Source organism: Sphaerisporangium album, assembly GCF_003323745.1.
Classification (GTDB): Bacteria; Actinomycetota; Actinomycetes; order Streptosporangiales; family Streptosporangiaceae; genus Sphaerisporangium; species Sphaerisporangium album.
The window spans coordinates 75,227-86,951 of sequence record NZ_QOIL01000011.1 but is presented as its reverse complement, the minus strand read 5'-3'; the positions used below and the strand labels follow the sequence as shown (position 1 = coordinate 86,951).

Annotated in this window: 9 protein-coding genes; 4 read left to right on the top strand and 5 right to left on the bottom strand. The window is 70.8% G+C overall.

Features of this window, described 5'->3' with window-relative positions:
- Positions 1-139: 139 nt before the first annotated feature.
- Positions 140-1,699 carry a DUF4082 domain-containing protein gene (locus DQ384_RS20245; RefSeq protein ID WP_114030429.1) on the top strand — a complete coding sequence of 520 codons (1,560 nt, stop codon included), beginning with the start codon at positions 140-142 and terminating at the stop codon, positions 1,697-1,699.
- 123 nt (positions 1,700-1,822) lie between these two features.
- Here DQ384_RS20245 and DQ384_RS20240 read toward each other — a convergent pair whose 3' ends face one another.
- Both DQ384_RS20240 and DQ384_RS20235 read right to left on the bottom strand, forming a co-directional pair.
- The gene (locus DQ384_RS20240) at positions 1,823-2,890 is read right to left on the bottom strand and encodes a glucose-1-phosphate thymidylyltransferase (protein WP_114030428.1); all 1,068 of its coding nucleotides are present in this window, start codon (positions 2,888-2,890) and stop codon (positions 1,823-1,825) included.
- A gap of 19 nt (positions 2,891-2,909) precedes the next feature.
- Positions 2,910-3,374 carry a GtrA family protein gene (locus tag DQ384_RS20235; protein ID WP_114030427.1) on the bottom strand — a complete coding sequence of 155 codons (465 nt, stop codon included), beginning with the start codon at positions 3,372-3,374 and terminating at the stop codon, positions 2,910-2,912.
- Between the two features lie 90 nt (positions 3,375-3,464).
- Here DQ384_RS20235 and DQ384_RS20230 point away from each other — a divergent pair, with 90 nt between their 5' ends.
- A complete protein-coding gene (locus DQ384_RS20230) occupies positions 3,465-4,472 on the top strand; it encodes a glycosyltransferase family 2 protein (RefSeq protein WP_114030426.1) in 1,008 nt (335 codons plus the stop codon).
- On the opposite strand, the gene DQ384_RS20225 is transcribed toward DQ384_RS20230, so the two are convergent.
- Together DQ384_RS20225 and rffA are read right to left on the bottom strand one after the other, a co-directional pair.
- On the bottom strand, positions 4,429-5,214 hold the full coding sequence (locus tag DQ384_RS20225) for a GNAT family N-acetyltransferase (RefSeq protein ID WP_114030425.1): 786 nt from the start codon (positions 5,212-5,214) through the stop codon (positions 4,429-4,431). The two genes, DQ384_RS20230 and DQ384_RS20225, sit on opposite strands and share 44 nt — an antisense overlap.
- Positions 5,214-6,368: a dTDP-4-amino-4,6-dideoxygalactose transaminase gene (gene rffA, locus DQ384_RS20220; RefSeq protein WP_245966631.1), complete on the bottom strand. Its 1,155-nt coding sequence runs from the start codon at positions 6,366-6,368 to the stop codon at positions 5,214-5,216. Before rffA ends, DQ384_RS20225 begins: the two co-directional genes overlap by 1 nt.
- Before the next feature lie 349 nt (positions 6,369-6,717).
- Here rffA and DQ384_RS40475 point away from each other — a divergent pair, with 349 nt between their 5' ends.
- Positions 6,718-8,070 (top strand): lipopolysaccharide biosynthesis protein, encoded by a 1,353-nt coding sequence (locus tag DQ384_RS40475; protein ID WP_181871305.1) that lies wholly within the window; start codon positions 6,718-6,720, stop codon positions 8,068-8,070.
- Here the strand turns inward: DQ384_RS40475 and DQ384_RS20200 are convergent.
- Positions 8,046-10,430 (bottom strand): hypothetical protein, encoded by a 2,385-nt coding sequence (locus DQ384_RS20200; RefSeq protein ID WP_114030421.1) that lies wholly within the window; start codon positions 10,428-10,430, stop codon positions 8,046-8,048. The genes DQ384_RS40475 and DQ384_RS20200 overlap by 25 nt on opposite strands.
- A 348-nt stretch (positions 10,431-10,778) precedes the next feature.
- Here DQ384_RS20200 and DQ384_RS20195 point away from each other — a divergent pair, with 348 nt between their 5' ends.
- Positions 10,779-11,720, top strand: a complete 942-nt coding sequence (locus DQ384_RS20195) for a sulfotransferase family protein (RefSeq protein ID WP_181871304.1) — start codon at positions 10,779-10,781, stop codon at positions 11,718-11,720.
- Positions 11,721-11,725 lie beyond the last annotated feature (5 nt).

Sequence of the window (11,725 nt, the reverse complement as noted above, 5' to 3'; positions counted from 1 at the left end):
GCAAAGGAAATTCACCGCCCTTTACCGGGCCACCGGGCGCGCCCCGCATATCGCCTCCCGGTGGCGTGATCACAATCAGTGACGGCGGCTACTTATTCATAAGCCGCACCACTCCATATTGGGGATAAAGGATCACTTCATGATACACAGAACTCGTTTTCGGGTTCCCCGGCCGAATACCGGTCGTACCTGGCTGACGGCGGCGCTCACGGCCGTCCTCACGGCGGCCGCCCTCCTCGCGACACCGCTCGCCGCCGGCGCGGCACGGCGGGCGCCGGTGAACCTCGGCACGGCCGCCACGTTCGCGGTCCTCGCCGGATCCGCGGTCAACAACAACAACTTGACGGCGGTCACCGGAGACCTGGGCGTGAGCCCGGGCGGCACGGTGACCGGTTTCCCGCCGGGCACCGTGACCGGCACGATCCACGCCGGTGACGCCACCGCCGCCACGGCCAAGTCCGACATGGTCGCCGCCTACAACGACATCGCCGGCCGGACGCCGGTCACCACGGTGGCCGCCGAACTCGGAGGGACCACTCAGGGGCCCGGCATCTACACGCCGACCGGCGGCGCGTTCACCATCACCGGGACGCTCACCCTCGACGCCCAGGGTGAGCCGGACTCGGTCTTCATCTTCAAGTCGGCCACGCTCACCACGGCGACGGTGAGCAACATCACGCTCATCAACGGCGCGCAGGCCAAGAACGTGTTCTGGCAGGCGACCGACTCGGCGGCCCTCGGCGTCAACTCCACCTTCCGCGGCACCGTCATGGCGGCCAACTCCGCGCGGGCCTTCCCGGGCGCGTCCGTCTTCGGCCGGCTGTTCACGCTCAACGCCAACGTCATCCTGGACGGCACCACCACCGGCCCGGCGACCCACGTCGCCCTGCCGAACGACCCGCAGACGACGACGGCCCTGACGTCGTCGGCCAACCCCACCGCGCGGGGCCAGGTGGTGACCTTCACCGCCACGGTGAGCGCGGTCAGCGGCTCGCTGATCCCCCAGGGCCAGGTGCTGTTCAAGGAAGGAACGACGACCCTCGGCTCGAGTTACCTCGACTCCTCGGGCGTGGCCACCTTCAGCACCTCGTCCCTGTCGGTGGGAACCCACCCGATCCAGGCCGTCTACCTGGGCGGCGACGTCTTCGCCAGCGAGGCGCTCGTGCACTTCGCGCCGAGCAAGTCGGGCATCCTCAACCAGAACGTCTCCGCGAGCCTGTGGAGCAGCACGGCGACTCCCGCGGTGGCGTCCCACCAGGACGCCCAGGCGGTCGCGCTCGGGGTGAAGTTCCAGGCCAACACGAACGGGACCATCAGCGGCGTCCGGTTCTACAAGGGGTCGCAGAACACCGGGACCCATGTCGGAAGCCTGTGGACGAGCGGCGGGACGCTGCTGGCCAGCGCGACCTTCGCCGGCGAGACGGCCTCCGGCTGGCAGCAGGTGAACTTCGCGTCGCCCGTCGCGGTCACCGCGAACACCACTTATGTCGCCAGCGTCCTGAGCCCCACGGGGTACTACTCGGTCACCCGGCCGTACTTCACCCTCCAGTACAACAACGACCCGCTGCTCGCTCTCGCGGACGGCGCGCAGGGCGGCAACGGCGTCTACGTCTACGGCACGACGAACGCCTTCCCGACCAGCACCTTCCAGTCGACGAACTACTGGGTCGACGTGGTGTTCACGCCCACCGCCACGTGAGCCGGAGCGCGCACGGATGAGCCCGCCCGGTCCGTTCGCGCGAACGCGGCCGGGCGGCCCCGTGCCGGCCGATCCGGGTCTCCCGGCCGGCCGGCACGCCCGATCCCGGACGGATCCACACCGTCAGACCTTCACCTGGATCCTGCTGTGGTCGCCGACCATGAGCTCGTGGGTGTTGGCGACACCGGCCGCGCGGCTGACCTGGACGTTGCGCCCGATCAGCGAGTGCGCGATCCGCGAGACGCCGTCCACGGAGGAGCCGTCCAGGACGATCGAGTACTCGATCTCGGCGTTGCGCAGCTCGCAGCCGCGGCCGATCGACGTGAACGGCCCCACGTACGATGAGACGATCTTGGTGTCCGCCCCGATCACGAGGGGCCCGCGCAGGACGGAGTTCTCCACCACCGCGCCGGCCTCCACGACCACTCGTCCCGACGTCTCGCTCAGCGCGTCGATCGTGCCGGCGATGTCCGGTTCGATTGCCTCCAGGACGATGCGGTTGCACTCCAGGATGTCCTGGAGCCGGCCCGTGTCCTTCCAGTAGCCGCTGACCAGGTGGGAGTGGACGCCGTATCCGTTGTCCACCAGCCACTGGATCGCGTCGGTGATCTCCAGTTCGCCCCGCGCGGACGGCTTGATCGCCCGCACGGCGTCGTGAACGGCGGGAGAGAAGGTGTACACGCCCACGATCGCCAGGTTGCTGCGCGGATGTTCGGGCTTCTCCTGCAACGCCTGGATCTCACCCCGCGGCCCTAGCTCCGCGACCCCGTAGTACTGCGGCTCGGCCACCGGGGTCAACAGGATCTGCGCGTCGTAGCGGCCCCGTCCGAACGCCTCGACCAGCCCGGTGATCCCCCCCACCAGGAAGTTGTCCCCGAGATACATCACGAAGGGGTCGTCGGCCAGGAACTCCCTGGCGATCAGGACGCAGTGCGCCAGGCCGAGGGGCGCGTCCTGGGGGAGGTAGGTCACCGCGAGACCGAAATCCGACCCGTCCCCCACGGCCGCCCGCACCTCCTCACCGGTGGCGCCCACGACGATGCCGACCTCGGTGATGCCGGCGTCACGGATCGCCTCCAGCCCGTAGAACAGCACCGGCTTGTTGGCGACGGGAACGAGTTGCTTGGCCGAGGTGTGGGTGAGCGGCCGCAACCGCGTCCCCTTGCCTCCGGCGAGTACGAGTGCCTTCATCGCTCATCGAATCCTTAGGTCACGACCGCCCGCGGTCACGAAACGCCCACAGGCGATTCATCGCATAATTCAGCGGCAGGCTCGTCACGATCAGGATGAACTGCGCCGTCAGTATCGGCAGACCGGCCCATTCCACGAGGACCGGCAGCCCCGCCAGGGACCAGGCCAGAAATCCGATGCCCACCGCATAGAACCGGAGATAACCGGCGATCCAGGATTCCCCCCCGCCGGGAAAGACTACCAGCCGGTACCACGGATAGACCATCACCACGGTCAGGAAATGGCTCGCCACCACCACGTAGAGATAGGGAACGCCGCGGCCAAGAACCCGCAATCCGGCGACCAAGATGACGTAGTAGAGCAGAGCCGTGACGGCGCCCCCCGTGAGGTATGTGATGAGGTGGCCGCCGGGCATCCGGACGAGCTCGGCTATTTTGGGACCGGCGCCTCGGTCAAGGCCGACCCGCTGTCTGGTTTCGACCATTCGGATTCCCCCGAACCGATGAAGGACGGTCACGTCCCGAACATCGTAATCGTTATGCGCACCGTGAACGCCGAACAACGGGGGAATTGAATGTCAGTGTCGGTGGTCGTCCCGTGTTATCGCTCCGCGCGCACGCTGCCGAAACTCCTCGAAAGGCTCATGACCGTACTGGACGGCATGTCCGTGCCGCATGAGGTGATTTTGGTGGTGGACGGAAGCCCGGACGACACCTGGGACGTCGCGGCGAGGCTCGCCGACCGGTTCGGGCCCGTGCGCGCCCTGCACCTGTCCCGCAACTATGGCCAGCACAACGCGCTGCTCGCCGGGGTGAGAGAGGCACGGCTGGAGGTCATCGTGACGCTGGACGACGACCTGCAGCATCCGCCCGAGCAGATTCCGCTCCTGCTGGCCGCCCTCCACGGCGACCGCCTCGACCTCGTGTACGGCGTACCGCACGAGGAGGAGCACGGGCCGCTGCGCAGCCTCGCGTCCCGGTCGGTCAAGGCCGCCATGGCGGGCGTGCTCGACGTCCGCACCGCACGCATGATCAGCGCCTTCCGTGCCTTCCGCACGCACCTGCGCCAGGGATTCGAGGGGCTCACCGGGCCGCACGCCTCGATCGACGTCGTACTCTCCTGGGCCACGACGCGGGTCGGATCGGTCAAGGTGCACATGAACCGGCGCGACCACGGCCCCTCCAACTACACCCCCCGCATGCTGTGCCGTCACACCGCCAACATGCTCTTCGGTTACAGCGCCCTGCCGCTCCGCGTGGCGAGCTATCTCGGCTTCCTGGTCGGGGTCGTCGGGCTGGTCCTCGGAGCCACCGTCCTGTGGAGCTTCGCCGTGGGCGCCACCACGGTGGCCGGGTTCACCAGCATCTGCTCGATGATCACGTTGTTCTCCTCGGCGCAGCTCATGTCCATCGGCATCCTGGGGGAGTACGTCGGCCGCATCCACACGGGCGGGATGGGACGGCCGACGTACGTGGTCCGCGAGCGGATCGGCTACGGCGCGGCGGCGAGCGTCCCGTCTCCGGCCGGCCCCGGCGGGCTCACGAGGACGGGATCAGCCCCCTCCGCACCAGATGAACGGTGAACAGGGTTCGTACCGGCTCGAACCCGTACCTGGCCCAGGCCCGCTGCACACCGGTGTTGTGGCCTTGGGTGGAGATGACCACCTCGGTGCCGCCGCGGGCACGAGCCCGATCCTCCACGGCCGCGAGGAGGTGCGCGTACCGGTTGCGTCCCCGCTCCCCCGGCACCACACCGGCCAGGAGGATCTCCGTCGCCGGTCCGTCGTCCGCCACCGTCGCCAGCCCGATCACGCGGGACTCCCCTTCCCCCGGACCCGGACCGTACAGGGCCAGGCAGCCTCCCGCGGCGACCGGCCCCCGGGTCCAGTCCGCGTAGCACTCCCGCAGGTCGCACGCGTCGAAGAGCGGATCGGCCGCATAGTGGTTCCGGTACCCGGCGAAGATCTCGCCGACCAGCGCGCCCGCCGCCTCCGGGTCGCCGAGCGCACCCGTCCACAGGCCCGGCGCCGGCGGCGCCCCTCGCCCTCGTCCCACGGCGAGACGCCAGTGGACCAGGGAGTCCGCCAGCAGAACGGTGCGGCCGGTGGTGAGCAGCTTCGCGAACCAGTCGACCCGCTCCGCCGGGTACCGAAGGACGATCACATCGGCCGCCGACTCCAGGATCGCCGCGCGTACCGCCGGGAACGGCGGATCGTTCTCGCCGCACACCGTCAGCCGCTCCACCGGCCGTCCGAACCGCGCGGTCTCGAGCGGAGAGGCCAGCGTCCGCGCCGCCGGCACGGCCGTCACCTCGCGCGGGCCCATCAGGAGACCCGGTAGGAGGTCACCGCGTCGATCACGCGCCGCAGTTCCCGTTCCTCCAGGCCGGGGTACAGCGGCAACCGGACCTGCCGGTCGGCGACGCTCTCCGCGACCGGGCAGCCGCCCGGGGCCGTCCGCCCGTACCTCTCCCCGGCCGGCGAGCTGTGCAGCGGGAAGTAGTGGAAGACGGCCTGCACGCCGTGCCCGGCGAGATGGGCGATCAGCGCCTGTCGGTTGGCCATGTCCGGGAGCAGCAGATGGTAGATGTGCGCCGGGTGGGCGCATTCCGGCGGGACCACCGGCCGCGCGACCCCGTTGTCGTGTGCCCACGCCGCCAGGCTCTCGTGGTAGGCCCGCCACACGTCCTGCCGCCGCCGCTGGATCTCGCCGAACGACTCCAGTTGTGCCACCAGCTGCGCCGCGAGCGGCTCGGCGAGCATGAAGTTGGAGCCCATCTCCACCCATCGGTACCTGTCCACCTGGCCGCGGAAGAACTCCCGCCGGTTGGTGCCCTTCTCCCGGATGATCTCGGCGCGCCGGGCGAGGGCGTCCTCGGCGACCAGCAGCGCGCCCCCCTCGCCGCACTGCACGTTCTTCGTCACGTGGAAGCTGAGCGCGCCGAGGCGCCCGAAGGTGCCGAGCGGCCGATCCCGGTAGGACCCGCCCAGCCCGTGCGCGTTGTCCTCGACCAGCGCCAGGCCGTAGCGCTCCGCGAGCTTGGTGATCCGGTCCATCTCGCAGCCGACGCCGGCGTAGTGCGTGACCACGATGGCGCGGGTCCGCCCGGTGATCGCGGCCTCGATCAGCTCCTCGTCGATGTTGAGCGTGTCCGGACGGCAGTCCACGAACACCGGGACCGCGCCGCGCAGCACCCACACGCTCGCCGAGGACACGAACGTGTACGACGGGACGATCACCTCGTCGCCCGGGCCGACGCCGAGCAGGAGCGCGGACAGGTCCAGGGCCGTGGTCGCGGAGGTGGTGAGGACCACGTGCCCGGCTCCCGTCATCTCCCGCAGCAGCCGGGCGGCCCTCTCTCCGAACGGCCCGTATCCGGAGGACAATTCTCCGTACATGGCCTCCGTGACATGGCCGAGCTGGTTTTCCGCGACGAATGCCCGGTGGTACGGGATCGCCGTCATATCTGTTGTGCTCACGAAAACAATGAACACCGAGACGGCCGGAGCCGCGCCGCCGAATGACCGCGCTTTGGGGAGTTCTTGCTCAAGCAGTCACCTGGCCTGCCACGTGGCGCCCGCCGGTGAAGTGACCGTCCGCGAACCGGCATATCCCGCCTTCCACTTCAAAAGGCCGAATGCGACGAATTCGCCGGGGGCGCCGCACCGGGAGCGCGGCGGGCCGGTATCGGCGCGCCATTTCGCTATGCTGGCCGAATTCAGGCCCGATGCCCTCGCCGAATATACGGCTCGGCACGCCCGCATCGCGGTCGACGCGAGCCGGAGGTCGGAAAATGAGCGCCAGCCCGGGCGAAGGGGCGGCCGCCGGATGACCGGCGCGGCGAGGGCCCTGGTCCACACCATCGCCGCCCGAGGGGTCGTGACCGCCTCCTCGGCCGTGGTCAGCGTGATCACCGCCCGCACCCTTCTCGCCGAAGGACGGGGAGAGTACGCGGTGCTGATCGCCATCGCCTGGGCCGGCCTGGTCCTCGGCGGGCTCTCGGCCGAGCAGGGGCAGGTGGTCCTGTGGGCCGACGCCGGGCTCCGTCCCGCGCTGACCGCGAACGCCCTGGTGCTTGGCCTCCTCATGGGCGTGCTGACCGCTCCCGTCGTCGGTGCCGTCATGCTCCTTTCGGGATGGAACTCCTCCTGCGCCGCCGTCATGCTGGCGGCCGTCCCGATCCTCATCGTGTGGGAGTACCTCTGCGGCATCGCGTTGCTGCGGGACAGGGCCCGCATCCTGAACAACGGCACGATGATCGGCTGCCTGCTGTGGTGCGCCTCGGTGATGGCCGCGGCGATGGCGGGATGGCTCACGCCCAAGGTGGCCTTCGCCCTGTGGACGGCGTACGAGCTGGTCACCGTCGTCTACTTCGTCCACGCGCTCCGGCCGCGCCTGAGAGATCTCGACCACAGGCTGGCCCGTCGCACCGTGGGCGTCGGGCTGCGCTACCACCTCGGCCTCGTCTCCACGCAACTGCTTCCCCGGGTGGACGTGCTGATGGTGAGCGCGTTCTCGTCCACCGGCCAGGCCGGGCTGTACGCCGTCGCCACCACGCTCGCCGACCTGGCGCGCATACCGGTCGAGGCCCTGGTGAAGGTCGCGATGCCCCGGCAGGTGGAGGGAGACCACGAGCGCGCGGTCGAGGTGACGCTGCGCGCGGTGCGCGCGGCCATCGTCATGGCGCTGGTCACGGCCGGCGGCCTGTGCGCGCTGGCGTCCGCGCTCGTCCCGCTCGTCTACGGGGACGCGTTCCGCGGCAGCGTGCTCCCCTTCCTCTGCCTCGCGCCCGGCATCGTGTCGGCGAGCGTCGCCCGGCCGATCTGGATCTTCCTGCTGCGCCTGGACCGGCCCTGGGTGGTCACCTCCATGTCGGTCGGCACGCTGGTGCTGGACGTGGCGCTCAACGCGCTGCTCATCCCCCGCTGGGGCGCCACGGGATGCGCGGCGGTGACAGGCGTCGTCCTGACGGCGCTGGCCTGCACGCAGTGCGGATGGTTCCTGCGGGCCACCGGAACGCCGGCGCGGTGTCTGCTCCCGCGGTGGCCCGAGATCGCCGTCTCGCTGTCGGCGGCGGCGCGCGCGGCGGGCGACGCCCCTCTCGCCGGGCGCGTCCTGGCCGGCCGGCGCCCCTCACGCGTGCGCGAGCCGGACGCTCACGAGCGGTCCGGCAGCCGGTAGACGGCGTAGTCGCCGGAGCGGAACCGCAGGCCGATGAGGGCGTCCAGAGAGGCGCCGGAACCGGTGAGGCGCCGGTCGACCAGGAGCCAGCGAACGTGGTGGCGGTCGCGCAGCACGCCGAGGGAGGCCGCGGTGGGGGCGTTGACGGCGGTGTCGTTCAGGCGCAGCAGCTCCCGGTCCCAGAAGGGCGGGTACCGGTAGTCCTGGCCCGGCCGCCACCGGTCGTTGGCCCGGGCGGTGTAGCGCCAGCCCTCGACCAGGATGCGCCGCTCCGTGAGCGCCGCCGCCCAGAACTGACCGGCGTCGCACGGGTCCCGCCGTCCCCAATGGCAATGGGAGTTGGTGGCGACCAGGTCATCGGGCGAGGAGTGGTCGCGCAGCCACCGCGCCGCGGCCAGGGCGCCCTCCGGCACCGCGGCGGACTCCGATGCCACGGCGTGGCCGACCTTGCCGAGGCCCTTCGCCGCGGCCTTACCGGGAAGCCAGAGCATCAGGCCGTATCCGCAGGCCGTGAGGCCGACGCCGGTGGCGGCGGCGGTCAGCAGGGCCGTGGCGCGAAGCCGTCCGAGGGTCGCGGCCAGCACGACGCCGGCCACGGCGACGACGGCGAGCACGGTGAGGTAGGGCAGGAAGAGGGTGATGGCGGGCCGGCCGGGAGCGAGGGGGACCGTCACGTGCCAGGCGAAGGCGACCAGGCAGACGGCGAGGACGGCGGTCACCAGGGCGCAGGCGGTCGCCCACGCGGGAACGCGCGCGCGGCGCAGCAGGGTGCGGGCGCCGTAGACGCTGACGATGACCAGGTAGGGGTAGACGGCGAACAGGAAGAAGAACTGGCTGTAGCCCGGGTGGTGGAAGAGCACGGTGACCGCGTGGCCGGCGGCGGCCATGGCGAGCATGAACACCACCGCGGGCCTGGCGAGCAGCCGCCGGTCCGCCAGCAGCCCGGCGGCTCCCGAGCAGGCGAACGCCAGGCACAACGCCAGCAACGCGCCGGCGCCGAGCAGCCAGAGCGGGCCGGCGCCGGGCTGCCCGCCGAGTTCCTGCCAGCGCTGGCGCATGGCGGAGACCGGAGACAGAAGGATGCCTTGGCGGGCATGCCCGAACAGAACGAGCTGGGCGTAGGCCGTACAGGCCACGGTCATCGCCGCCGCGAGCAGGCCGGGCCAGCGGGGCCGTTGCCGCAGCGCCGCCCCGACCGCGATCACCGCGACCAGCCCGGCCAGCAGCAACGGCAGGAAGACCGCCTTGGCCCCCATCACGGCCACCATCAGAACGGCGGCCACCGTCCAGAGCCCGGCCTGCTCGCGTACCGGCAGCGGCGCCCGCGGCCCGGCCCTCCCGGCGGCTCGCCGGGTCAGCTGGTCCAGCACCAGGACGGCCAGCGCGGCGAACAGCAAGGCGCCGAAGGTCTGCGTGGGACTGCGCCAGGCGGTCGACTGGACCCCGCCCCAGCCGAAGACCATGGTGGAGCTGAGGTACAGGCTCGGCGTGCCCACGAACACGGTGCCGGCGAGCACCGGCCCGGTGATCCCCCAGGACCCGGCGACCCGCCGCGCCGTCATCGCGATCAGCACGAGGAACGCGGCCAGCATGGGCAGCATCGAGAGCCGCAGCACCAGGACGACCAGCTCCACCCCGGTGACCCAGCTCGACGCCGCGACGTGCGCGTAGGCGAACCAGTGATACAGCAACGGCTCGCCCGCCACCATCGGCGTCCGCGGCGGCATGTGATGCTTCAACTCCGCCGCCAGCGCGAGATGGAACGGCTCGTCGTAGTCGCCCGCCCCCATGGCCGGCCAGCTCAGGGCGTTGTTACGGAAGAACGGGACGGCGCTCCACACGGTGAGCCCGGCGAAGGCGCCCGCGATCGCCCAGGACGACCGCAGCGGCGCGCGGGCCCGCGCGCCGCTCCGCCAGAACCGCCGCAGCCCGGGAACCAGCAGGAAGACCAGGTAGGTGGCGACCGGCCATGCCAGGACGAGCCGCGGCGCCCCGAGCGCGCGGGCGGGGAGGTAGGTGAGGACTTCGAGGGCGTATCCCACCGCCAGGCCGAGCGCGACCTCCTCGGCCACCGTACGCCGGCCCCGGTACACGGCACGGACCAGCAGCGTCCCCGGCGACGCCACACCCAGCGCCAGATACGCGCAGAACAACGCCATGTCCCGGCCCGGGGTGCCGAACCACGCCGCCACGGCCACGGCCACCAGCAGCCCGGACAGGGCCGGCGCCCACCACCCCCGCACCCTGGGCGGCCGTTTCGGCGACGGTCCGCGCCCGCCCGGCCCCACCTCCATCGGCGCGGTGGCGACCAAGAACTCCGACCGGCTCTCGGAGCCGGGAAACGACGAGGTGTGGGCCATGCGGCAATTGTTGTCGGCGGGCTCCGGGGGACGCCCTTTCGAATATGCGCGCGGCGGTCTTGTTGCCGGTTCTTTGCCCGCGACCGCGAATGCCGCAGAAAACGGCCTGTCACCGAGGCCCCCGGCAGGCGGCGAGACGTTATGGGCGGATTCGGGAACGCACGGGTTGGATGGACTGACCCATCACTGCGGAACGGCCGGACGATTCGGACCGTCCGGTCAACCGTGACTATGAACATGGCAGCGATTCGGAAACTCCGCCGAAGCGCCGTGGGCGATCGCCCGGCGCAGGTGTACCTATGTTTCCTTGGAATGTGCAGGCGCCGCGATAGTGGGAGAGATCTTGTGATGGAAGACACCCCCTCCACAGCGCGGAGCCAGGTCGCGACGGTGAATCCGTTCCAGCCACCGGGGAGCCTGAACCTCACTTTCCTCCTCGGCACGGGACGTTGCGGTTCCACGCTGCTCTACAAGGTGCTGACGCAGCATCCCCTGCTCGGTTTCCCCACCAATCTCGACGATCGGTTCGGACGGCTCGCGCCATCGCTCCGGCGGCTGGCCGCGGCCATGCACCAGTGGTCGCGGCCGGGCTTCCCGCCGAAGCGGGTGCGGCCGAGCGAGGCGCAGACGGCCCTGGCCCGCGAGGTGTCACCGCTGGTGGTCGAGCCGTTCCGCGAGCTGGTGGCGGCCGACGTCACGCCGTGGCTGGCACGGCGGCTGAGCACGTTCTTCGAGGATCGGGCCGCGCGCGAGGGCGTGGACCACTACGTGCACAAGTTCACCGGCTGGCCCCGCGTCGGCTTTCTGCTCGAGGTCTTCCCCCAGGCCCGCTTCGTGCACATCCTGCGGGACGGGCGGGCGGTGGCCAGCTCGTGGACGCAGATGCCGTGGTGGCGTGGACATCTCGGCCCGTGCGGCTGGCACTACGGGCCGCTGCCGGACGCGTACGCCGAGGAATGGGACCGCGACGGGCGGTCGATGATCCATCTGGCCGGGATCGGCTGGAAGATCCTCATGGACGCGTACGAGCACGCCCGGATGAGCGTTCCCCCCGACCAGTGGCTCGAGGTGCGCTACGAGGATCTGGTCGACGATCCCCGCAAGCAGATGACCATGGTCCTGGAGTTCCTCGGCCTGCCGTGGACGTCCCGTTTCGACCGCTGCTTCGGCCGTCACAGGTTCGAGAACAGGCAGGTGGAGGCCTTCCGTCATGACCTCACACCCGGCCAGCTGGCGCTGCTGAACCGTTCTCTCGGACCGCACCTCGGCGAACGCGGTTACACGTTCTGACCTCG